The 22,519-nt window shown below is 66.0% G+C and carries 25 protein-coding genes; 9 read left to right on the top strand and 16 right to left on the bottom strand.

Going from position 1 to position 22,519, the window contains the following annotated elements:
* Position 1: 1 nt before the first annotated feature.
* The 7 genes from ACJ7IV_RS08095 to ACJ7IV_RS08065 all read left to right on the top strand — a co-directional run bounded on the left by ACJ7IV_RS08095 (position 2) and on the right by ACJ7IV_RS08065 (position 4,519).
* Positions 2-676 carry a Bax inhibitor-1 family protein gene (locus ACJ7IV_RS08095; protein WP_213311465.1) on the top strand — a complete coding sequence of 225 codons (675 nt, stop codon included), beginning with the start codon at positions 2-4 and terminating at the stop codon, positions 674-676.
* A gap of 76 nt (positions 677-752) precedes the next feature.
* Positions 753-1,145: a sulfurtransferase complex subunit TusD gene (gene tusD / locus ACJ7IV_RS08090; protein WP_213311466.1), complete on the top strand. Its 393-nt coding sequence runs from the start codon at positions 753-755 to the stop codon at positions 1,143-1,145.
* 13 nt (positions 1,146-1,158) lie between these two features.
* Positions 1,159-1,533, top strand: coding sequence for a sulfurtransferase complex subunit TusC (gene tusC / locus ACJ7IV_RS08085; RefSeq protein ID WP_483863945.1), 375 nt, complete (start codon positions 1,159-1,161; stop codon positions 1,531-1,533).
* Between the two features lie 11 nt (positions 1,534-1,544).
* Complete coding sequence (tusB, locus tag ACJ7IV_RS08080; RefSeq protein WP_483863944.1) at positions 1,545-1,832, top strand: sulfurtransferase complex subunit TusB; 288 nt, start codon at positions 1,545-1,547, stop codon at positions 1,830-1,832.
* Positions 1,832-2,185: a TusE/DsrC/DsvC family sulfur relay protein gene (locus ACJ7IV_RS08075; RefSeq protein ID WP_483863943.1), complete on the top strand. Its 354-nt coding sequence runs from the start codon at positions 1,832-1,834 to the stop codon at positions 2,183-2,185. Before tusB ends, ACJ7IV_RS08075 begins: the two co-directional genes overlap by 1 nt.
* Positions 2,186-2,532: 347 nt before the next feature.
* Positions 2,533-3,861, top strand: a complete 1,329-nt coding sequence (gene iscB / locus ACJ7IV_RS08070) for an RNA-guided endonuclease IscB (RefSeq protein ID WP_483863942.1) — start codon at positions 2,533-2,535, stop codon at positions 3,859-3,861.
* 70 nt (positions 3,862-3,931) lie between these two features.
* A complete protein-coding gene (locus tag ACJ7IV_RS08065) occupies positions 3,932-4,519 on the top strand; it encodes an ACP phosphodiesterase (protein WP_213311471.1) in 588 nt (195 codons plus the stop codon).
* Here the strand turns inward: ACJ7IV_RS08065 and ACJ7IV_RS08060 are convergent.
* From ACJ7IV_RS08060 to ACJ7IV_RS08010, 11 genes are all read right to left on the bottom strand, one after another.
* Entirely contained in the window at positions 4,503-5,714 is a 1,212-nt protein-coding gene (locus ACJ7IV_RS08060; RefSeq protein WP_483863941.1) for a molybdopterin molybdotransferase MoeA, read from the bottom strand. The genes ACJ7IV_RS08065 and ACJ7IV_RS08060 overlap by 17 nt on opposite strands.
* Before the next feature lie 77 nt (positions 5,715-5,791).
* Positions 5,792-6,313 (bottom strand): molybdenum cofactor biosynthesis protein B, encoded by a 522-nt coding sequence (gene moaB / locus ACJ7IV_RS08055; protein ID WP_213311472.1) that lies wholly within the window; start codon positions 6,311-6,313, stop codon positions 5,792-5,794.
* Positions 6,306-6,641, bottom strand: coding sequence for a DUF1244 domain-containing protein (locus ACJ7IV_RS08050; protein ID WP_483863940.1), 336 nt, complete (start codon positions 6,639-6,641; stop codon positions 6,306-6,308). The genes moaB and ACJ7IV_RS08050 overlap by 8 nt, the downstream gene beginning before the upstream one ends.
* 86 nt (positions 6,642-6,727) lie before the next feature.
* A complete protein-coding gene (locus ACJ7IV_RS08045) occupies positions 6,728-7,786 on the bottom strand; it encodes a formate dehydrogenase subunit gamma (protein ID WP_483866528.1) in 1,059 nt (352 codons plus the stop codon).
* A 12-nt stretch (positions 7,787-7,798) separates the two neighbouring features.
* The gene (gene fdh3B, locus ACJ7IV_RS08040) at positions 7,799-8,452 is read right to left on the bottom strand and encodes a formate dehydrogenase FDH3 subunit beta (RefSeq protein ID WP_483866527.1); all 654 of its coding nucleotides are present in this window, start codon (positions 8,450-8,452) and stop codon (positions 7,799-7,801) included.
* 55 nt (positions 8,453-8,507) lie between these two features.
* On the bottom strand, positions 8,508-11,360 hold the full coding sequence (locus tag ACJ7IV_RS08035) for a molybdopterin-dependent oxidoreductase (protein WP_483866526.1): 2,853 nt from the start codon (positions 11,358-11,360) through the stop codon (positions 8,508-8,510).
* Positions 11,361-11,386: 26 nt separating this feature from the next.
* Positions 11,387-11,590 carry a twin-arginine translocation signal domain-containing protein gene (locus tag ACJ7IV_RS08030; RefSeq protein ID WP_161432104.1) on the bottom strand — a complete coding sequence of 68 codons (204 nt, stop codon included), beginning with the start codon at positions 11,588-11,590 and terminating at the stop codon, positions 11,387-11,389.
* 76 nt (positions 11,591-11,666) lie between these two features.
* Positions 11,667-12,317: a TorD/DmsD family molecular chaperone gene (locus ACJ7IV_RS08025; protein ID WP_483866525.1), complete on the bottom strand. Its 651-nt coding sequence runs from the start codon at positions 12,315-12,317 to the stop codon at positions 11,667-11,669.
* A gap of 4 nt (positions 12,318-12,321) precedes the next feature.
* A complete protein-coding gene (locus ACJ7IV_RS08020) occupies positions 12,322-14,040 on the bottom strand; it encodes a 4Fe-4S binding protein (protein WP_483866524.1) in 1,719 nt (572 codons plus the stop codon).
* A 62-nt stretch (positions 14,041-14,102) separates the two neighbouring features.
* On the bottom strand, positions 14,103-14,684 hold the full coding sequence (locus ACJ7IV_RS08015) for a DUF3306 domain-containing protein (RefSeq protein ID WP_483866523.1): 582 nt from the start codon (positions 14,682-14,684) through the stop codon (positions 14,103-14,105).
* Complete coding sequence (locus tag ACJ7IV_RS08010) at positions 14,681-15,112, bottom strand: DUF3305 domain-containing protein (protein ID WP_483866522.1); 432 nt, start codon at positions 15,110-15,112, stop codon at positions 14,681-14,683. The genes ACJ7IV_RS08015 and ACJ7IV_RS08010 overlap by 4 nt, the downstream gene beginning before the upstream one ends.
* Before the next feature lie 94 nt (positions 15,113-15,206).
* Here ACJ7IV_RS08010 and ACJ7IV_RS08005 point away from each other — a divergent pair, with 94 nt between their 5' ends.
* Positions 15,207-16,058 carry a formate dehydrogenase accessory sulfurtransferase FdhD gene (locus tag ACJ7IV_RS08005; RefSeq protein WP_483866521.1) on the top strand — a complete coding sequence of 284 codons (852 nt, stop codon included), beginning with the start codon at positions 15,207-15,209 and terminating at the stop codon, positions 16,056-16,058.
* On the opposite strand, the gene ACJ7IV_RS08000 is transcribed toward ACJ7IV_RS08005, so the two are convergent.
* Positions 16,059-16,691 carry a helix-turn-helix domain-containing protein gene (locus ACJ7IV_RS08000; RefSeq protein WP_483866520.1) on the bottom strand — a complete coding sequence of 211 codons (633 nt, stop codon included), beginning with the start codon at positions 16,689-16,691 and terminating at the stop codon, positions 16,059-16,061.
* Between the two features lie 95 nt (positions 16,692-16,786).
* A complete protein-coding gene (locus tag ACJ7IV_RS07995) occupies positions 16,787-17,737 on the bottom strand; it encodes a histone deacetylase family protein (RefSeq protein ID WP_483866519.1) in 951 nt (316 codons plus the stop codon).
* Between the two features lie 115 nt (positions 17,738-17,852).
* On the opposite strand from ACJ7IV_RS07995, the gene ACJ7IV_RS07990 reads away from it, so the two are divergent.
* The gene (locus ACJ7IV_RS07990) at positions 17,853-20,600 is read left to right on the top strand and encodes a bifunctional acetate--CoA ligase family protein/GNAT family N-acetyltransferase (protein ID WP_483866518.1); all 2,748 of its coding nucleotides are present in this window, start codon (positions 17,853-17,855) and stop codon (positions 20,598-20,600) included.
* 82 nt (positions 20,601-20,682) lie between these two features.
* Here the strand turns inward: ACJ7IV_RS07990 and pdxH are convergent, their stop codons facing one another.
* The 3 genes from pdxH to ACJ7IV_RS07975 form a co-directional block, all read right to left on the bottom strand.
* Entirely contained in the window at positions 20,683-21,324 is a 642-nt protein-coding gene (gene pdxH, locus ACJ7IV_RS07985) for a pyridoxamine 5'-phosphate oxidase (protein WP_483866517.1), read from the bottom strand.
* 124 nt (positions 21,325-21,448) lie between these two features.
* Positions 21,449-21,796 carry an AzlD domain-containing protein gene (locus ACJ7IV_RS07980; protein ID WP_213311486.1) on the bottom strand — a complete coding sequence of 116 codons (348 nt, stop codon included), beginning with the start codon at positions 21,794-21,796 and terminating at the stop codon, positions 21,449-21,451.
* Positions 21,793-22,488 carry an AzlC family ABC transporter permease gene (locus ACJ7IV_RS07975; RefSeq protein ID WP_483866516.1) on the bottom strand — a complete coding sequence of 232 codons (696 nt, stop codon included), beginning with the start codon at positions 22,486-22,488 and terminating at the stop codon, positions 21,793-21,795. Before ACJ7IV_RS07975 ends, ACJ7IV_RS07980 begins: the two co-directional genes overlap by 4 nt.
* Between the last annotated feature and the right edge of the window lie 31 nt (positions 22,489-22,519).

Genomic DNA, 22,519 nt, shown 5'->3' with positions numbered 1-22,519 from the left:
AATGGCCTATCAAGAGTCACAGATGACCCGCCAGGAGACCCAGACCCGGGTGTCCAGCACCAACAAGGTGCTGCGCAATACCTACGGGCTGCTGGCCATGACGCTGCTCTTCTCCGCCGTGACCGCTGGTGCCGCCATGACCATGGGCATCGAGCGCATGAACATCTTCGTGTTCTTCATCGGCGCCTACGGACTGATGTTCCTGGTCCATAAGACCGCTCACTCCGCCATGGGGCTGCTCACCACCTTCGCCTTCACCGGCTTCATGGGCTTCACCCTCGGTCCGATTCTCAATGCCTACCTGGCACTGCCCAACGGCGCCGCCCTGGTGATGAACGCCCTGGCCATGACCGGTCTGACCTTCATCGGCCTTTCCGCCGTGGCGCTGGTGACCAAGAAGGACTTCAGCTTCCTGGGTAACTTCATGATGGCAGGCGCCATCGTGCTGGTCCTGGCCATGCTGGCCGGGCTGATCTTCCAGATCCCCGCCCTGATGCTGATGGTTTCCGCCGGCTTCGTGCTGTTCTCCTCCGCGGCGATCCTCTACCAGACCAGCGAGATCGTTCACCGCGCCGGCGAGACCAACTATATCCTGGCCACCATTACGCTCTACGTGTCGATCTACAACCTCTTCGTCAGCCTGCTGTCCCTGCTGGGGATCATGAGCAACGACTGACGTCGCGTTCGACAGGCCATGAAGAAATGGCTGGCCCCGCCTCGGCGGGGCCAGCCTGTTTTCAGGAGACCCATGGATGCGCTACGCCATCCTTCTGCTCGATGCCCCCTATACCAGCCAGGCGGCCCACTCGGCGTTGCGCTTCACCCGCGCGCTGTTGGCCGGGGGGCATGTCGTCGATGGAGTGTTCTTCTACCATGACGGCGTGCATAACGCCGCCAGGTTGGCCGCTCCGCCTCAGGATGAGCCCCACCTGGTCGATGCCTGGGCCGAATTGGGTCGTGAGCACGCTGTGCCGCTGCAGGTCTGTATCGCCGCTGCCTTGAGGCGTGGCCTGCTCGACGAGAAGGAAGCCGCGCGCCACGGCAAGCAGGGCTTCAGCGTCGAGCCCCCCTTCGAATTGACGGGGCTGGGCCAGCTGGTCGATCTCGGCCTGCGCTGCGACCGCCTGATCACCTTCGGCCCTTGAGGAGAAACTTGCCATGCAAGACGAGATGCCCCAGGCCGACCTGCTGGTGATCCTGCGCCATGCCCCCCATGGGTCGAGCTGGCTGAAGGAAGGGCTGGATGTTGCTCTGGTCGCCGCGGCCTTCGATCGCCGGGTGACGCTGCTGTTCATGGGAGAGGGCATCACGGCGCTGCTCGAGGGCCAGCAGGCGGGACCCCTGGGGCAGAAGGGCACCGCCGCGACCCTGGCCATGCTGGAGATGTACGATATCGACAGCCTGCTGGTGGAGGAGCGCGGGATGGAGGAGCTTGGCCTGACCAGTGAGCAGCTGATGCTGCCGGTGAGGCGCGTGGCCGATGCCGAGATCCCCGGCCTGCTGGCAGACCATGCCCTGGTACTGAACTTCTGATGAGACACGCCATGTTGCTGCATACCCTGAATCACTCTCCGCGGTCCCCTGTCCTCGACCAGGTGCTGGCCGCGATGGGGCCGGAGGACAGGCTGCTGCTGATCGAGGACGCGGTTATCGGCGCCTTGCCGGCCCACCAGGGCCGGTTCGAGAGCGTGACCGGGCGTGTCTACGCCCTGCATGAGGACCTCGCGTCACGCGGACTGCTCGCGCTTTGCGACGAAGCGGTACGGGTCGTCGACATCGCGGGCTTCGTGGCCCTGACCGAGGAGTGTGAGCGCACGGTGAGCTGGTACTGATGGCAAGCACAGAAATATACCGTTATCTATCTTATGCGAAACAAACTATCCCGCTCGATCCCGAAGGCTTCCTCGTCAACATGGAAGACTGGTCACCGGAGGTCGCCGAACAGCTGGCCGAGGAGGAGGGCATCGTGCTGAGCGAGGAGCACTGGGAGGTCATTCGCGTGCTGCGTGACTTCTATGCACGCTTCGAACAGGCGCCGGCAATGCGGCCGCTGGTGAAGGCTGTCGGCCAGGCACTCGGACCCGACAAGGGACGCTCCATGCACCTGATGAAGCTGTTTCCGGGCAGCCCCGCCAAGGTCGGCGCGCGGCTAGCGGGGCTGCCCAAGCCCACCAACTGCCTGTGAGCATGCCGTCAGCTACCTCTCCCTGCGGGAGAGGCTTGTGAAAGCAAGTCCGGCTGACCAGGGAGAGCGGTAACCAACCCGCTACGTTGATAACAGGTCGCCAAGACCCACCGCCAGATGCTTCCTCAGTCTGGCGCTCTGGAAGATCAGAATCATGCTGCGGTACGCCGCCTCGGGCGCAAGGTAAAACGCCGAAGGTTCTGATCGCGGCGGAAACGCAGGAGCCGGTTATCGACATTCCCGAGGGGAGACGGGCCGACAGGCCCGCGACACCAGGCCCGTAAGGGCATTGATAGGGAGACAATCGCATCGCGGTTTTCGTATTGGATAAATAGAAGCAGCCCTTGATGCCGTGCAGCGAGAAACGCGCCCGGCTGCTGCTGGCGCGGGGTCGGGCGGTGGTGCATAAGCGCTACCCGTTCACGATCCGGCTCAAGGGTCGGGTAGGTGGCGACACCCAGCCGCTGCGACTCGGCATCGACCCCGGCAGCAAGACCACCGGGCTGGCGCTGGTGCGCAAGGATGCTGAGGATCGTCACGTGCTGTGCCTGTTCGATCTTGTCCATCGTGGCTTTCAGATTCGCAAGGTGCTGGCGCAGCGCCGAGCCTTTCGTCGCCGTCGTCGTAGCCAGAACCTGCGCTACCGGGCGCCACGCATCAACAACCGCACCCGACCCAAGGGCTGGCTGGCTCCCAGCCTGCAGTACCGTGTCGATACCGTCACGGCTTGGGTGAACCGGCTGACTCGTCTGGCGCCGGTCACTGCCATCAGTCAGGAGTTGGTGCGCTTCGATACGCAGAAGCTGGAGAACCCGGAGATCAGCGGTGTCGAGTACCAGCAGGGCTCGCTGCTCGGCTACGAGGTGCGCGAATACCTGCTGGAAAAGTGGGGTCGCGAGTGCGCCTACTGTGGTGATACCGACACCCCACTGGAGGTCGAGCATGTGGTGCCTCGCGCTCACGGCGGCTCGAACCGCGTCAGCAACCTGACGCTGGCCTGCCACGCCTGCAACCAGGGGAAAGGCAACGGCACGCTGGACGCCTTCTTTACCACCGACAAGGGGCTCAAGAAGCGACTCAAGGCCAACAGCCAGTCGGCGGGTGCTCGACTGGAGCGCGTGCAACGTGAGCTCAAGCGCCCGCTGGGGGACGCCAGCGCCGTCAATGCGACCCGTTGGGTGCTGTTCGTTGCCCTCAAGGCCACCGGTCTGCCGGTGACAGCAGGTAGCGGCGGGCGCACCAAGTACAACCGCCAGCGCCTCGGCATTCCCAAGACCCATGCCCTCGACGCCGCCTGCGTCGGTCCATTCGGCCGGCTGCATGGCGAGAACCGCCCTACGCTGGTCATCAAGGCAGCCGGGCGCGGCAGCTATCAACGCACCCGACTGAACCGGCACGGCTTCCCGCGTGGCTATCTAATGCGGCAGAAGCAGGTTCGCGGCTTTCAGACCGGCGACATGGTGAAAGCCGTTGTGCCCACCGGCAAGAAGGCCGGCATCCATACGGGCCGTGTCGCTGTCCGGAAAACCGGCAGCTTCAACATTCAGACCGAGCAGGGAGCGGTGCAAGGGATCTCGCACAAGCACTGTTTGCTGATCCAACGGGGTGATGGCTACGGCTACCACCTCACCTCATCCATTCAACCCAAGGGAGGAGCGGGGCAGGCGGTAGCGTAACAGATCGCCCTGCGGGCGACGCACTATCCCTCCCGGCACTGAAAGTACCGGGTATCCCGCGCAAAATCTGATGAACTTCCTGGCCCATGCCTGGCTGGCCCGCGGCGGCGGCGATGACTTCCTCTACGGCAACCTGATCGCCGACGGGGTGAAGGGACCTGATCTCGACGGCTGGTCCGCCGAGGTCGCCCGCGGGATTCGTCATCACCGTCGCGTCGATGCCTTCGTGGACTGCCATGGGGTGACGCGCGAGATCCTCGCGCGCTCACCGCGCTCGGGCAGACGCTTCGTGGGCATCGCCCTGGACCTGGTCTGGGATCACTTCGTGGCCCTGGAACCAGGGGTGGCGGAAGGGGATTCGCCCCTCGTCAAGCGCAGCTATCGGCTTCTCGCCCGCCGCGCGGCGCCGGCACGCCTGGCACCGATGATGCCGTTGCTGGTGGAGCAGGACTGGCTGAGACGCTATGCCGACTTCGCCTTTACCTGCCGTGCCATCGCCGGCATCGGCCAGCGACTCTCCGGCCCCAACCGGCTGATGGAACTGGTGCCCTGGCTGGAAGCCGAGTACCCGCTCCTGCGTGATGATTTCCAGCGCCTCTGGCCTGCGGTGCGCGAGGCGCTGGAGGTGACTCCCGACTCGCCTAGGCGTCACTCCTGAGCCACAGGCAGGTCACGCGATCGCCCGGCGAGATCGTGGTCTGCGGGGGAATCACGGCCAGGGCATCGGCCTCAATGCACGAGGAGAGCACCGCCGAATTCTGGTCGGCGAAGGTCTCGGCATGTGGTCCCTGCTCGTCGAACCGCAGCGCTACCCGCATGTAGTGGGCCCGCGGGCCGGTGCGGGTCGAGAAGCTGCTGAGCGCCGGGATCTCGGGCAGCGAGACCAGCGCCGAGCAGCCCAGCATGCTGCCGACCAGTGGCCTCAGGAACAGCCAGGCACCCACGAAGCTCGATACCGGGTTGCCCGGCAGCCCCACGAAGCGTGTCTCACCGTCTCCCCGTGGGATCCTGCCCAAGGCCAGCGGCTTGCCCGGGCGGATCGCCAGTCGCCACAGATCCAGCTGCCCGAGGGACTCCACGGCCGCCTTGACGTGGTCCTCCTCGCCGACGCTGACGCCGCCAGTGGTCACCACGATATCCGCCTGGCTGGCGGCCTCGGCCAGCACCTCCCGGGTAGTGGCAGGGTCATCGGGTATCGACGCCGTCATTACCAGAGAGGCCCCGAAGCGCTCCAGCAGGCGGCGGAGCATGGGGCGGTTGGAGTTGTAGAGCTGGCCCGGACCCAGCGGCTGGCCGGGGTCGACGATCTCGTCGCCGGTGGAGAGCAGGGCGACCCGCGGCCGACGCCGCACCTCGACCTCGGTGATGCCCTGGCCGGCGAGATGCCCCAGGGCGGCGGCCTCCAGCCGTCGTCCGGCCTCGAGGAGCGTGTTGCCGCAGGCGACGTCCCGCCCACGGCGACGGATGCTGTCACCTGCCGTGACATCCGCCGGGATAAGGGCGGTGTCACCCGAAATCTCGACGCGCTCCTGCATCACCACGCAGTCGGCGCCCGGCGGTATCTCGCCGCCGGTGAAGATCCTGGCGCAACTGCCCGGTTCCAGGGGCTGGACCGGGCTCCCAGCGGCGATACGCTGGCGGATCGGCAGGCTGCGTCCCGCGTCCCGATGGTGCAAGGCATAGCCATCCATGGCGCTGTTGTCGAAGGAGGGCACGTCGAGCCTCGCCATGACAGCCTCGGCCAGCACGCGACCGGCTGCCTCGTCACACGGCACCCTCTCGCTGTCCAGCATGGCGACACCCTGCAGCAGTGCCTCCAGCGCCGCAGCGACCGGCTTGAGTTCGTTATCCATGCTGGCCTCGCTCCGGGATCACCGGGTTGGCCTGAATGTATAGAAAGTTGCATGGTTTGTGCCGATTGATCGTCATGTCAGCCATGCTGGCCTCGTTCGGGAATCACCAGATTGGCGAAATTACACGGCTTGTGTCGGCTGTCGAGCTGTTCGGCGAGGATGCCATCCCAGGCGGTACGACAGGCACCGGTAGAACCTGGCAGGCAGAACAGCACCGTGGCGTTCGCCAGCCCGCCCAGGCAGCGGCTCTGCACGGTGGAGCTGCCGATCTCCTGCCAGCTGAGCTGGCGGAACAGCTCCCCGAAGCCCTCGATCCGCTTGTCGAGCAGCACCGATACCGCCTCCGGCGTGGAGTCACGCCCGGTGAAGCCGGTGCCACCGGTGGTGAGTACCACCTGTATCTCGGGGTCGGCGATCCACGCCGAGACCACGGCACGTATGCGGTAGACGTCGTCGGGGACGATGCGCTTCTCCGCCAGGCGGTGGCCGGCCGTGGTCAGGCGCTCGACCAGTGCCTGGCCGCTGCGGTCGGTCTCCTCGGTGCGGGTATCGGAGATCGTCAGCACGGCGATGGAGAGGGGGATCATCGACTCAGCCATTCTGTACCGACTCCGGGTTGGGCTTCTTGGGGGCGTGGCGTGCCTCGAAGGCGGCCTGCTGCTCCGGCGTGGCCTCCTGCTGGTACTTCTCCTTCCACTCGGCGTAGGGCATGCCGTAGACATACTCGCGGGCCATGTCGTAGTCGAGCTCGGCGCCGCGCTCCTCGGCGGCGGTCACCAGCCACTTGGAGAGGCAGTTGCGGCAAAAGTCGGCGAGGATCATCAGGTCGATGTTCTGCACCTCCTTGTGCTCGTCCAGATGACGCAGCAGGCGGCGGAAGGCGGCCGCCTCGAGTTCGGTGCGGGTTGATTCGTCCAGGTGTTGCATGGGGATCACTCCATCCGGTAGTAGGCATCCAGAATAACAAAAGACACCGCCCGAAGGCGGTGTCGAAGGTGGCTTGATCCATCACGCTAGGTGGAACTCTGCGGCGAGGAGCCTCCTGTCGCTTCCTTGCTGCCGGTGGCGAGCTGCTCTTCGGGCACGGCGCTCTCCTTCACCTCTTCATACCACAGGTTATGGTGCTCCTTGGCCCAGGTCTCGTCGACATAGCCAGTGGCCATGCCCTCGAGGGAGCCCTCGGTGCCCAGGGTGCCGATGTAGATATGGCCGAGCGCCACGGCGGTGAGACCCAGTGCGCCGATACCATGCACCAGGTTGGCCCACTGCATGGTGTCACGCGCCTGGCCATAGTTGGGGAAGTCCAGGACCAGGCCGCTGATGATGACCACCACCCCGGCGGTGGCCAGCAGCCAGTACCAGACCTTCTCACCGGCATTGGCGAAGCCTGCATCGGGATGCTCCTTGCCCACCAGGCCGCCCCCCTTGCGGAACCAGTCGATGTCGTGTTTCTTCGGCAGGTTGTGCACCAGCAGCTTGGCCAGCAGGATCAGCAGCAGGATGCCGAAGAGCGGCCCCAGGTAGTTGTGCACCAGCTTGGAGGCCGACACCATGGCGCCCCAGGCGCCGGCGCCGAACAGCGGGTAGAACACGTGCTTGCCGTAGAGGAGGGTGAGCCCCGACAGGGCGAGCAGGATGAACAGCGTGGCCACGCTCCAGTGCAGTGAGCGCGACACGGCGCTCCAGCGCAGCAGTTTCCTGCCCGTGCGAGGCTCATCCAGCTTCTTGCGGCCCGCGATCAGGTAGAAGAGCACGATCATCGCCAGCATGCCGCCGATGACGATCAGCCCGTAGGGTGACACCCAGCGGTTGCGCCACTGGCGCCAGGTCTCGCCGCTGGCATTGACCAGATTGTAGTTGGAGTCGAAGCGGCTGTCGCGATAGTTGGCATCGACCTCGCCGCTGCGAACCTGGCGCCAGGTGTCGGCGTCCAGGGCGGGTACGGCGGTGGCCGCTTCGCCCTGGGGGTCCGACTGCGCCTGGGCGCCCTGGGTCAGCGCCAGGCCAACCACCAGCACCAGGGCCAGCAGCGGCAGTCGCCATAGCGACCGCCATTGGATGGAGTGGCTCATGAGATCACCTCCTCAGCCCTGGCGGGCCGCATCGTAAGCGAGAGAGTCCGCTGCCGAAACGTCCGGCTGACCCACCCGGGTGCGCTCCTGCTCGCGGCGCTGGTTGCCGGACCAGCCGCCATCCTTGTGGCCGCGCTGGACGACACGTTGGCGGAAGATGTCGGCGACTTCCTGGGCGTCGCCGGCGAGCAGCGCCTTGGTAGAGCACATCTCGGCGCACAGCGGCAGCTTGCCCTCGGCGATGCGGTTAGCGCCGTACTTCTGGTACTCCTCCTCCTTGGTCTCCGCCGGACCACCGGCGCAGAAGGTACACTTGTCCATCTTGCCGCGCTCGCCGAAGGCGTTCTGCTGGGGGAACTGCGGGGCGCCGAAGGGGCAGGCGTAGAGGCAGTAGCCGCAGCCGATGCAGAGGTCCTTGTCGTGGAGCACGATGCCGTCATCGGTCTTGTAGAAGCAGTCGGTGGGACAGACCGCCATGCACGGTGCGTCGTCGCAGTGCATGCAGGCGACCGAGATCGATACTTCCTCGGGTTCACCGTCGTTGAGTGTGACGACCCGGCGGCGCTGGATGCCCCAGTCGGTCTCGTTGGCGTTCTTGCAGGCGGTGACGCAGCCGTTGCACTCGATGCAGCGCTCCGCGTCGCACATGAATTTCATCTGGGCCATGGTAGTCTCCTCGTCGCGGGGCGGGCCCGGCCCACCCCGCGTGTTTCGTCAGGCGTCAGGCGCGCTCGATGCGGCACAGGGTGCACTTGGTTTCCTGCATCTGGGTCACGCTGTCGTAGCCGTAGGTGGTGGCGGTATTGGCCGCCTCGCCCAGCACATAGGGTGCCGAGCCCTCCGGATAGACGTCGTGCAGGCTCTCGCCCTGGAACATGCCGCCGAAGTGGAAGGGCATGAACACCACCTCGCGGGCGACGCGGTTGGTCACCAGTGCCTTGACCCGCACGCGGCCGCCCTCGGCACCCTCGACCCAGACGTCATCGCCCTCGCCGATACCCAGGTCGTTGGCCAGCGCCGGATTGATCTCGACGAACATCTCCTGCTGCAGTTCGGCGAGCCAGGACATGGAGCGGGTCTCCTCGCCACCGCCCTCGTACTCCACCAGGCGTCCAGAGGTCAGGATGATCGGGTAGTCCCCGGTCACATCCTGCTCCTGGATGCTCTTGTAGAGCGTCGGCAGGCGGTAGTGGGAGGCGACGTCGTCCCAGGTCGGGTAGTCCTCGACCAGGTCGCGGCGGCTGGTGTACAGCGGCTCGCGATGCTTGGGGATGGGGTCGGGGAAGGTCCAGACGTTGCAGCGTGCCTTGGCGTTGCCGAAGGGCGCACACTCGTGGGCGATGGCCACCCGCTGGATGCCGCCGGAGAGGTCGGTCTTCCAGTTCTTGCCCTCGGCCTCAGCCTGCTCCTCCGCGGTGAGATCATCCCACCAGCCCAGGTCCTTGAGCATCTCGGCGGTGAACTCGGGATAGCCATCCTCGAGCTCGGAACCCGCGCTGAAGGAGCCATCTGAGAGGATGTTCTGGCCGTTGTGCTCGATGCCGAAGCGGGCGCGGAAGGTGAGGCCACCCTCGGAGACCTTCTTGCTGGTGTCGTAGAGGATCGGGGTGCCGGGGTGGCCCATCTCGGCGTTGCCCCAGCAGGGCCAGGGCAGGCCGTAGTAGTCACCGTCTGCGGGACCGCCCTCGGCCTTGAGGTCGCGGAAGCTGAAGGTGTGCCAGTTCTGCTGGTGCGCCTTGAGACGCTCCGGGCTCTGGCCGGTGTAGCCCACGGTCCACATGCCGGCGTTGAACTCGCGGGTGATGTCCTCGATCACCGGCTCGGTGCCTTTGACCTCGATGTTCTTGAACAGCTGGTCGGCGAAGCCCAGCTTGCGCGAGAGCAGGTACATGATCTCGTGGTCGGGTTTGGACTCGAACAGCGGGTCGATCACCTTGTCGCGCCACTGGATGGAGCGGTTGGTGGCGGTGACACTGCCGGTGGTCTCGAACTGGGTCGCCGCCGGCAGCAGGTAGACACCGTCCTGGCGGCCATGCATGACGCCTGCCACGGTGGGGTAGGGGTCGACGATGACCATCATCTCCAGCTGCTGCATGGCCTTCTGCATCTCGGGGCCGCGGGTCTGGGAGTTGACCGCATGGCCCCAGTAGAACATCGCCTTGAGCTGCGTGCGCTGGGTGATGTTCTCGTCGTCCTCGAGTACCCCGTCGACCCAGCGCGACACCGTGATGCCATTGGTGTACATCGGCTGGCCGTCCGAGTACTCGGTCTGGTCGAAGCGGCCCTTCAGCCACTCGTAGTCGAGATCCCAGACCCGTGCCCAGTGCTTCCAGGCGCCTTCGGCCAGACCGTAGTAGCCGGGCAGGGAGTGGGACATCAGGCCCAGGTCGGTGGCGCCCTGGACGTTGTCGTGGCCGCGGAAGATGTTGGCGCCGCCACCGGACTTGCCGATGTTGCCCAGTGCCAGCTCGAGGATGCAGTAGGCACGGGTGTTGTTGTTGCCGGTGGTGTGCTGAGTGCCGCCCATGCACCACACGATGCAGCCCGGGCGGTTCTCTGCCAGGCGGCGGGCGGTGTCGTACATCTGCGCCTCGGGCACACCGGTGATGCGCTCGACCTCATCGGGCGGGAAGTTGGCGACCTCCTCGCGCACCTCGTCCAGGGCGTAGACGCGCTGGTCGATATACTCGCGATCCTCCCAGCCGTTCTCGAAGATGTGCCACAGCAGGCCCCAGATGAAGGCCACGTCGGAGCCGGGGCGGATGCGCACATAGCTGTTGGCCTTGGCGGCGGTACGCGTGAAGCGCGGGTCGACGACGATGATCTCGGCGTTGCTGCGCTCCTTGGCCAGCAGGATATGCTGCATGGCGACCGGATGCGCCTCGCTGGGGTTGGAGCCGATGAACATGATCGACTTGCTGTTCTGGAGGTCGTTGAGCGAGTTGGTCATCGCCCCGTAGCCCCAGGTGTTGGCCACCCCGGCCACGGTGGTGGAGTGGCAGATACGCGCCTGGTGGTCGGTGTTGTTGGTGCCGGCCAGGGCGGCGAACTTGCGCAGCAGATAGGCCTGCTCATTGCTGAACTTCGCCGAGCCCAGCCAGTAGATGCTGTCGGGGCCATGCTGCTCGGTGAGCTGGAGCACCTTGTCGCCGATCTCCTCGATGGCGTCCCCCCAGCTCATGCGCTGCCATTCCCCACCCACCAGCTTCATGGGGTACTTGAGGCGCCGGCTCGAGTGGCCGTGCTGACGCAGCGAGGCGCCCTTGGCACAGTGGGCGCCTCGGTTGATCGGGTGATCGAAGGCCGGCTCCTGCTTGGTCCAGACCCCTTCCTGGACCTCGGCATAGACGCCGCAGCCCACCGAGCAGTGTGAGCAGACGGTGCGCTTGGTCTCCACCGGGGCGTCGGAGAACGCGGTCTTCTCGGCGGCTTCGGCGCGGCGCATCATCGGCGTGCCCATGAAACCGGCAGCGGCCAGGCCACCGGTGGTCGCCCCGCTCCGCTTGAGGAACTGGCGACGTGAAATGCCCAGGCCCTGGGGCCGCTGGGACTGTGTCTTACGAGTCAGACGCATGACATCTCTCTCCTCGCTGGCGGCCGTCAATCACGCAGGGTGGCGTAGTAGGCCCGGATATGGGGGGTTTCGTGGTAGTTGCTGTCGGCCTTCTCGGGGGCAGCCTTCTCCGCGGTGTCGGCCTGGACCAGTGTCACATGGCCCACGGCGGCAGCGGCACCCGCCGCGGCGGTGCCGGCTCCCAGGGTCTTCAGGAAGCGCCGGCGCTCCGGATTGCTTGTCGTGCGCATGGTGTTCTCCTCTCTCATTTTCTCGTCATTCTTGTTGTGGCCGTCGGTCGGCCTTGTTCTGTTGATGCCTGTCGGGTCAGGGCTCGATGATCCTGACCGGGGAGCGCTCCGTCTCTGCGGCCAGCTGGCTGCGCTCCCGGGCGATGAAGGCCTGCCCGAGCTCTCCTGTTCGAGCATAGAAGGCCGTGTCGACTCGGGCCAGATCGCCCAGACAACGCTCAGTCCATGGTGCGAGGTGCGACATGAAGAAAGTGGCGGTCTCCGCCGAGCGGTCCTCGATCAGCATGGCCATGATCTCGAACAGCGCGGCCAGGTGATCCTCGGGTTCGTGGCTGGACTCACTGCGCATGAAGCCGAGTCGACGCAGGTCCTCGCGCAGTGCCACCAGCGCCTGGTCCATCAGCTCGCCGTTGCGGTACCAGGAGGCGTAGGGGGTGATCTCGCCCTGGACCACACCCACCAGATGGCGGAAATGGGCGCGCTCGAGCTCGCTCGGGGTGGCGCCTCCGGCGGCATGGGAGAGCCCCGCCAGTGCTGAAGCGACGGGGTCCCGGTTCTCCTCGACATCACCCTCGAGCTCGAGTCTGGCGAGCCAGGCGAGCAGCTCGTCATCGACGGGTTCGCGTATCAGGCGTGCCAGCAGGCGGTAAAGGTCAGCGCGCAGCGCCTCCTGCTCATCCGGCGCTGCCTCCGTGGCCAGCATGTCCTGATCCATCTCCTGGCTCATCGCGTCACACCTTCAGTTGGGATTCGGGGTCGCGGACCATGCCCTGGTACACATCCTTGACGCGACAGTCCTCACACATCTCCAGTCGCGACGCGGCGTCGCCGGCGAAGTAGGGGTGTTCGGCCAGTTTCGCCTTGATGGTGGCGATGGTGCTTGCGCTGGCGAAGGGCTTGCCACAGCGAATGCAGCAGAAGGGCGGCTCCTCGTGACGAGCCTGGCGCTGGGTACGGCTCGCATCGGCCAGGAAGCCGGGCACAAGGCGAATGGCATCCTCGGGGCACGCCTCCACGCACAGGCCGCACTGCACGCAATCGGCTTCGCGATAGCTAAGCAGCGGGGTCTCGTCACCGCTGGCCAGGGCCGGAGTGGGACAGTTGCTGACACAGGCGAAGCAGAGCGTGCAGGCGTCGCGGTCGACCTCCAGCCCCCCGTAGGCCGCCCCGCGAGGCATGGGGTGACGCTGCCCGTCGGCCTGGCCGAGTGCCGTCAGGCGTGCCAGTACCTCCTCGAAGCGCTCCCGCTTGGGCTGCGCGGATAGTTCGAGAGGTTCATCGCTGAGCGGCAGGTACTCCGGCAGGGCATCACGGGCGGCACCATCGCCGCGCTGGATGCGCTTGATGCGGCCTGGCTCGTGACCCAGCGCCGCCAGCAGCGCCTGGGCCTGGGCGATCTGGTCATCGATGAAGGTGGACAGCGTGGGTGGCAGCTCGGGATGAACCTGGATACGCACCTCGGCGGCCCCGGCGGCCAGCGCGGTGAGCCACTGGTCGTGGCCGGCGTTGCCCAGTTCCTCCAGCGGGACGTCGAGCACACAGCCGGCCGGCTCTTCCTCGACCTCCAGGTCGCCGGCCTCGACGAAGCGCATCACCGGTAGGCTGCCGCCGGCCTGGCGATAGGCGTCCAGCCAGCTGGCCAGGGCCTCCTGCTGACGCGCCGGTTCCGGCAGGCGGAACTGGATGGCGCCGGTGGGGCAGGCGCTGGAGCAGCTGCCCACACCCTGGCAGAGGTAGGGGTCGATCTCGATACGCGACTCGATGCGACCCTTGTGGCTGGATATGGCGTCCGCGGGACAGACCTCGAGGCAGCGGGTACAGCCGACATTGCCCGAGGCGGAGTGGGCGCAGAGGTCGGCGTTGATCTGGAAGTAGCGCGGCTTGTCGAACTCGCCGACCAGCTCGGCGAACTCGTCCAGGGCCGTATCGCACTCCGCGTCTCCCCAGGCGAGGTGACGATACCCGGGGGGTGGCAGTTCCAGTTCCAGGGCCGGTGAGCGACCCAGGTCGAGGATCAGGTCGGCATGCTGACGACCGAACAGCGGCAGCGTCAGGTCGAGCCGCTCATCCGGGCCGTGGAGGCCAACGCTGAACCGCCCCAGGTAGCCCTCGATACGCAACTGGCTGCGTTGCGTGGGCGACAGGGTCCGGCAGGGCAGGCGTCGGGTGCTCTCCAGCAGGGCCTCGACCTGCGCGTCGTCGAGGCCGGTATCGGCGGCGGCTGGCTCGGTGATCAGCAGGGCGATGGCGGAAAGCCCTTGCCCCTGCAGGCGTTGAGCGGCCTGGCGGACGCTGACCTCGTCGCCCAGGAGCAGGGCGTGACCGGCGCTCTCGTAGGTGACGCTGGCGGGGGTCAGGTTGACCGGCCAGGAAACGCGCTGCCGAGCCGCCTCGCGGGCGCTGCGGTTGGCAGCGTCGTCCACGGTCACGGCGTCAATGGGTGATGTCATGCAGCCTCACGGTAGTGGTGTCGTGCTTGTTGTCGTTATTGGTGAACATTGAAAAATCAGCATTAACTAAATTTATTATCGCCGCCAATTGCCTCTTCGTCTAATCGATTCTTTGCGTCGGTCTCGTGTCGCGGGGTGGCCTGAGCGCCGTCATCATGGCTCTCGTCACGCTGCTCCTCGGCCGGCCGTGTCGCCTCAGCGAGCAGCTCGCTCTCCGCGCCCTCCGTCGCCTCGGGGGCCTCCTCGCTGGGACGGGTCCAGCGCCGCAGTTGCTCCGCCACATCCCGGGCCAGCGGCTTTAGCACCTCGCGATAGTTCTCGTCGTAGTCATCGAGCCCATCGCGGACCCCGTAGTTGCCTGAGGTCCACAGGCGACGCAGGGCGCGCCGGCGCAGCTGGCCGCTGACGCCTTCCTTGAGGTAGGCGGTGAAGTCAGACCCGGCCGGCAGGTCGTCGGGATCGGGCAGGGTGTGGTCGAGGCTGCCGGGCGCCAGTCCCTCGGGCTCGACTGCCATGTCCTGCGACGTCTCACCGGCGGACTCATCCAGGGTATGCTCGGAGGTGCGTGCTACAGGCTCCCGGTCGGGCTCGTCCGGTACCTCTTCCCCCAGCTTGCGGCGAGACCAGCGTTCGAAGCGACTCATGGCGTCATCTCCCGGGCGCGCCCGGCGCCCTTGCGTTTCTTCTTGCGTCCCTCTTCGGGCGCCTCGCCATGGCGGGCCAGGTAGGCCTCGAGCCAGGCCTGGATCGCTACTGGCATCGCCACGTCCAGCACCTGCTGCTCGCCGTCCATCCAGCTGGCGGCGACATCCTGACTGGCGCTGATCGCCGAGGGAGTGGGGGAGCCGCCGGCGTCGCCGCAGCGGACGAACAATCGAGGGGTAGCGGAAGTCAGGTTGAAGCGGTAGGCGGCGCGCTCGGTCAGGGTAAGCTGCAGGGTCAGTGTCCAGGGCCCTGCATCCCCGGGCGTCAACTCGCGGATAAAGTGACGCCGCGAGACGAATCCCTTGATACGGGTGGTTTCTTCACCCAGCGCGAGACTCACGCTGCGGTGGTTGGTTAAGGCTGTCATCGAAGGACTCTCGGCCATGGGTGAGTGCATTAAAGACTTTCAGTATCGTCAATGCCATCATGTGCCATCAACGTCTTTCAGGAGCCCGCACCGGATGTCACCGATCAGTCTCAGCCGTGCCCGCCTGCCTGCCACCCTGGAGATCGAGGTCCTCGACGAGTATGGCGATCCGCGTCGTCAGGCGATCGCCGCCGAGCGGCCGTTGACCCTCTATCTCAACAAGCGCGAGATCGTCACACTGATGACCCTGGGGGCGGACCCCGAGGCACTGGTGGTGGGCTATCTGCGCAACCAGGGGTTGCTGGGGCGTCGCGAAGACCTGGAAGCGGTGCATGTCGACTGGGAGGTGGAGGCCGCCGCGGTGGTCACCCGGCACCTTCCCGAGGATCTCGACGAACGCCTGGGGCATCGTACGGTCACCACCGGCTGTGGCCAGGGCACGGTGTTCGGTCGCATCCTGGATGCTGTCCCCGAGCACTCCCTGCCGGATGCCCCGGTGCGCCAGTCGGTGCTCTATGCCCTGCTCGAGAACCTGGGTGCCCACAACGAGACCTACCGCAGCGCCGGCGCGGTGCACGGCTGTGCGCTGTGCCGGCAGGACACGGTACTCGACTTCGTGGAGGACGTTGGCCGCCACAACGCCGTGGATACCCTGGCGGGACGCCAGTGGCTGGGCGAGAGCGATACCGCCGGGGCGGATATCTTCTACACCACCGGCCGGTTGACCTCGGAGATGGTCATCAAGGTGGCCCAGATGGGCATCGGGGTGCTGGTGTCGCGCTCCGGGGTGACCCAGAAGGGAGTGGAGCTGGCGGAGCGGTTCGGGGTCATGCTGGTGGCCCGGGCCAAGGGGCGTCACTTCCAGGCAATCCATGCCCACCGGCGCCTCGAGCTGGACGCCATTCCGGCCAGGCGACCCGGCGACCGGCGCCACGAGAAAGTCTGATCAGGCGACGTCACCGCGGGTACACACCGACAGCACCACGGCATCGGCATCGCTGACCGAGACCAGGGCATGGCCCATGGCACTGTCGAAGTAGATGCTGTCTCCGCTCGCCATACGCAGCGGCTCGTAGAACTCGGTATACAGCAGGATCTCGCCCTCCAGCACCATCAGGAACTCCTCGCCGTCGTGACGGACCCACTCGCTGAACTCCTCGAAGTGGCGTGCCCGCACGATGGTCTTGAAGGGGATCATGCGCTTCTGGGCCAACTCGCAACTGAGCAGTTCGTGCTCGTAGGTCGGCGTCGGGTGCAGTTCCCCCTGGCCACGCGGGGTCAGGACACGACGCCCCGTGGTGCGCGCCTGCTGGCGAGGCGGGGAGAGCAGCTGGGGAAGGTCGATGCCCAGCCCGCCGATCAGCTTCTGGACCGCAGTGAACGTCGGCGAGATCTGGTCATTCTCGATCTTTGACAGGGTGGAGCGTGCCAAACCAGTGCGCTGACTGACGTCTTCCAGGGTCCACTGGTTGGCCAGGCGTATCTCGCGCAGGCGCTCGCCGAGGCGCAGCGGCTCGACGAAGGGCTTGCGACCGGAGGCGATGCGCAGGGCGGCATCCTGATCATTGGTAGCAGTCATGGAGCGGGATTCACTATTGGAAACAGGTTTTCCAGAGCTTACCACAGCGCCACCGGGGGACGGCTATTCCCGGCGCAGGCAGCGCCGCCGGTTTCCTAGCTGTCGGAAACAGCGTCGTCGAAGGGCAGCCCCAGCAACGCCTTGACGTGGGCATCCACGCAACGACCCAGCGACTCCAGGTGATAGCCACCCTCGAGTACCGACACCAGCCGTCCATCGGCATAGAGCTCGGCGATCTCCAGCGCCATATGGGTCACCCAGTGGAAGTCCTCGTCCTCCAGGTTGAGCTCGGCCATCTCGTCCTCGCGGTGGGCGTCGAAGCCCGAGGAGAGCAGCACCAGTTCGGGCTTGAAACGATGCAGGGCTGGCAGCCAGTCATCCTCGATGGCCTTGCGGAAGGCGGCGCTGTCGGTGCCGGCGGAGAGCGGGGTGTTGACCACGTTCTGCCATTCGCTGCGCAGGTAACGCCAGGGATAGAACGGAAACTGGAAACTGGTGCAGACCAGCACCTCGGGGTCGTCCTTGAAGATGTCGATGGTGCCGTTGCACTGGTGGACATCGAAATCGAGGATGGCGATGCGCCGTGCGCCGTACTTCTTGCGCGCGTGGGCGGCACCCACCGCGACATTGTTATAGAAGCAGAAGCCCATGGCATCGGTGGCTTCGGCGTGATGGCCAGGAGGGCGCACCGCGCAGAAGACGTTGTCGGCCTGGTGGCGAAATACCTGGTCGACGCCACGGATCACCGCCCCGGCAGCGACACGCGCCGCCTTGAGGCTGTCGGGGTTCATCATGGTGTCACTGTCCAGGGTGACGATCCCTTGCTCCGGCACACACTTGTCCAGGGCACGCAGGTGGCGCACGGGGTGGACCAGGGCGAGCTCCTCCTCGGTGGCCGGCCGCGCCTCCGACTGCATGGTCTGCTGCAGGGTGCCCGACAGGGAGAGGCGGGCGCGGATTGCCTCGAGCCGCAGGGGGCTCTCCGGGTGTTCCGGCCCCATATGGTGGAGGTTGCAGTCGGGATGGGTGATGTAACCGGTGATCATGGCGCTCTCCGTGCTGACTGGGATCACTTTACTTGGGCCAAGCCCTTGCCAGACAGTGTCAATAGGTCGTACACAGTAGGCAGTCATTTCTTGCGTCAACAGCCGGGAGATCGCCTTGAGCACCCGTTTTCTCCGTCACTTCTTCGAACCGGGCACCATCGCCGTGATCGGCGCCTCGGAAAAGTCGGAATCCCTTGGGGGCATCGTCATCCGCAATCTGCTGGAGGGAGAGTTTCCCGGCACCATCTGGGCGGTCAACCCCAAGGGCTACAGCAGCGTGCACGGCCAGCCGGCCTTCGCCCGGGTCTCCCAGCTCCCCGAGGTGCCTGACCTTGCGGTGATCTGCTCACCAGTCGAGACGGTGCCGGGACGCATCGCCCGGCTGGGCAGCTTCGGCTGTCGTGCCGCCCTGGTGCTCTCCGGCGGTTCACATCTCGACGAGGAGCGTGATGGCAAGGCTTCGATCCGCAGCCGCATGCTGGATGCCGCCCGCGCGTCCGGCATTCGCGTGCTGGGTCCCGAATGCATGGGGCTGATCGTCCCGGGACGCCGGCTCAATGCCTCCTACGCCAACCAGATCATCAAGCGCGGCAAGGTCGCCTATCTCGGCCAGTCGGGGATGCTGGGCACGGCGATGATTGACTGGGCGGCGGGGCGCGGGGTGGGCTTCTCCCACCTGATCACCCTGGGCGACAGCGTCGACGTGATGCTTCCCGACCTGCTCGACTACATCAATCAGTACTCGCCGACCCAGGCGATCCTGCTTCATCTCGAGAAGGTCATGGATGCCCAGCACTTCATGACCGCCCTGCGTGACGCCTCGCGCAATCGCCTGGTGCTGGCGATCAAGAGCGGGCGCACCCCCCAATCGGATCTCACCGGCCTGCCGCCCACCCCGGGCATCGCCAACCGCGACCAGGTGTTCGATGCCGCCTTCTCCCGGGCCGGTGTGGTACGCGTGCACGACTCCGACGAGCTGTTCGACGCCCTGATGACCCTGTCGCGCATGAAGCCCCTGCGCGGCGACCGTCTGGCGATCGTCTCCAACGGCCTGGGGCCGGCGATGCTGGCCATCGACAAGCTGATCAATGCCGGCGGAAAGCTGGCGGACTTCAGCGAGGAGACGCGTCACGCCCTGCGCAGCGGTGGCCTGGATATCAGCAAGCCCGGCGAGAATCCCGTCGATCTGGGGGGCAACGCCACGCCGGAGATGATGGTCGATGCACTGGAGATCGTCGCCGCGGACCCCGGGGTCGATGCCGTGCTGGTGGTGCATGCCCCCACCCGCCTGGCACCCTCCAGGGTGACCGCCCAGGCGCTGGTGGCCAACCGCAACCGCTTCCGGCGTAACCTGCTGACCAGCTTCATGGGCCTCGAAGAGGCCTTCTCGGCACGCCACGAGTGCAACCTGGCCGGCATCCCCACCTATGTGTCACCCGAACAGGCGGTCAAGGCGTTCATGCACATGGTGAACTACCAGCGGGTCCAGGCCCTGCTGCAGGAGACCCCGCCGAGCCTGCCTTTCTCCACCACCCGCGAGATCCGGGTGCGTTGCCGCAAGCTGATCGAGGCGGTCAAGGCCGAGGGGCGCGAGACGCTGACCCACTCAGAGACCGCCCAGGTGCTGGAGGCCTATGGCATTCCCGTGGCGCAGCGCCGCTATGTGATGACGGCGGAGGAGGGGGCCGCGGCGGCGGAGGAGTTAGAGGGTGCCATGGCGCTGAAGGTGATCCACGAGGGCAACTGCCGGCCGTTCCGCTATCGCAAGCATCCTCATCGCCTCTCGGCTGGCCTGCTTCAGGATCTGAAGACGCCGCAGCAGGTAGCGGAAGGCATCGAACTGCTGAGTGAGAAGATTGCCGAGAAGTACCCTGCCTTCGAGGTGCGCGAGTACTGCCTGCAGCCCATGCAGCGCGGCAAGCACTCCATGCAGGTGTGCGCCGGCATCACCCGCGATCCGGTATTCGGGCCCGTGGTGGTGTTCGGCATCGGTGGCTACAAGGTCAATATCCTGGCCGACCGCCAGGTGGCCTTGCCGCCACTCAACATGCGCCTGGCCGAGGATACGGTGGAGCACACCCATGTGGCGCGCCTGATCCACGAGCATTCGAGCGATCCGCGTCGCGATATCGACCGGCTCTGCCAGCTGCTCGTCAAGCTGTCGCAGATGGCCAGCGACCTGCTCGAGCTGCGTGGCCTGGAGATCAACCCGCTGGTGCTCAACCGCGACGACATGGTGGCGGCGGACTTCGCCATGGATCTCGGCCATCCGGCACGCTTCGCGATCATGCCCTATCCCGAGGAGCTCAGGGAGTGGGTCACGCTGAAGAATGGCTGGGAGGTCGAGGTGCGTCCGATCCGTGCCGAGGATGCCCCGCTGATCACCAGCTTCCATGGTCAGCTCTCCGAGGAGAGCATCCGCTTCCGCTACTTCCACAACAAGGCGGACCTGACCCAGCGTGACCTGTCGATGCTCTCGCATATCAACTATGACCGGCAGATGGCCTTTATCGCCGAACACCTGCTGGAGGATGGCAGCAAGGAGATGCTGGGGGTGGTCAGGGTCTGGAACGATCCCGACAATATCCGCACCGAATTCTCGGTGATCATCCGCGATGACCTGCAGGGCCTGGGCATCGGCAGCCTGCTGATGAACAAGATGATCAACTACTGCAAGAGCGTCGGTACCCTGGAGATGATCGGCAAGATCATGGTCGACAATCACCCCATGCGCGCGCTGATGAAGCACCTGGGCTTCAAGCAGCGCTACAACATGGAGGAGCAGGTGGTGGACGCGGTGCTGCGCCTCAATGAACCCGACAGCGAGTGGCAGCGCCACCGCCTGGAGAGCCTGCCGGACTGAGGGGCTCGGGGCGTTCCCCAATGTGCCGCCGCGGGATCATGCCCCGGCGGCATCGGCAGGGCAGGCAACGCCTCAGGAAGCCTCACGGCGCGAGGCGGAAGTGGTGCCAGTCGCCGTCGCGGCGCTCGTAGCGGATCCGGTCATGGAGGCGGCTGGGCTGGCCCTGCCAGAACTCGACCATCTCGGGAATGACGCGATACCCACCCCAGTGCACCGGGCGCGGGATCTGCTGCCCCTCGTAGGCCTGCTCGAAGCGTGCCTGACGCTCCTCGATCCAGGTGCGGTCGGGAATCACCACGCTCTGGGTGGCGATCCAGGCGCCGAGCTGGCTGGCCCGGGGACGACTGGCGAAGTAGTCGTCGGACTCCTGCTCGCTGACCTGCTCGACATGCCCCTCGATGCGCACCTGTCGTGCCAGCGACGGCCACCAGAAGGTCAGGGCGGCGTGGGGGACGTTGGTCAGTTCACTGCCCTTGTGACTGTGGTAATTGGTGTAGAAGACGAAGCCCTGCTCATCGATGCCCTTGAGCAGCACCACCCGGGCGTGGGGAAGTCCCTGGCTGTCCACGGTGGCCAGGGTCATGGCGTTGCCGTCGAGGCCTTCGCTCTCCAGCGCCAGGGTCAGCCACTCCTCGAACAGCGGCATGGGGTCCTGGGTGACCTGGGCCTCGTCGAGCTGGCCGCCTTCGTAGTCGCGGCGGATATCGGCAATCTTGCGTGTCATCGTACGGAGCTCTCCTGAAATCTCTGTGCATGTTGGCCGCTTCGAGGACGCAGCTCAACACCTGTTTTGCAGCGCGGCAACATTTTTTCTGACTTACAGTATAGCGTTGCGGGCATCTCCATCCTCACCCCATCCAGCCCAGCTGGACCATAGCCATGTAGGCGCCGGTACCGCCGATGATCGAGAGCAGGGCGTTGCGTCGCCACAGATGCAGCAGGGCGACGATCAACGAGGCCATGATCATCGGCCAGCCATTGGCGCCGGCGTTGAGCTGGCCATCGAGCAGGGGCCGGAAGTCGCGCAGCGCATAGATGACCAGGATCATCATCACCGTGGGGGGCAGGTAGCGACCCAGGTGCAGGATCAGGGGGTGGTCGGCATGCCGCGCCAGTGCCACGAAGGGGATGACCCGGGTGGCGAAGGTGGCCAGGGCGCAGACGCCGATGAACAGCAGCAGCGACGGGGTGCTCATGCGCTGGTCTCCGGGTGGCGGCCGAGACGGTAGTGCAGCAGCAGGATCAGGCTGGCCGCACCGATGGCGCCCAGCAGCAGGTGACGATCCGGCAACAGCAGCAGGGCGCCCAGCCCGGTGAACAGGGCGATGGCGAAGGGCAACCAGCGACGCAGGCGACGCGCCTGTTCGAGGGTGAGCACGATGAACAGTGCCGTCAGGGCGAATTCGATGCCCTGGCTGTTGAAGGTCAGCGTGGTGCCCGCCAGCACCCCGGCAATGGAACCCAGCACCCACCAGGCCTGGTTGAGCAGGCTGACCCGGAAGGCCAGGGCCTGGTCATCGGCGTGCCCGGCGGGCAGGGTGGTGATCAGCGAATAGGTCTCGTCGGTGAGGGCGAATATCAGATAGGGCTTGCGCCAGCCGGCACCCTGGAACCGCTTGAGCAGCGAGAGTCCATAGAAGAGGTGGCGGGAATTGAGCATCAGGGTCGCCACGGCCAGCTCCATCAGTCCGGCGCCGGCGGCGAGCAGGGCCACGGCGAGGAACTGTCCCGCACCGGCATAGATCACTAGTGACATCATCACCGCCGCCCACCAGGGTACCCCCACCTCCACGGCGAGGATGCCGTAGGCGGCCCCCAGAGGCAGGTAGCCGAACATCACCGGCAGGGTGAGCTTCCCGGCCTCCTTCCAGGCGAGTGGTAGTGACACGGTGATAGACTCCTTTCCATCATGGGTTGAT

This window comes from Halomonas sp. C10-5, assembly GCF_057169305.1.
This window is presented reverse-complemented; position numbering and strand designations above follow the sequence as displayed.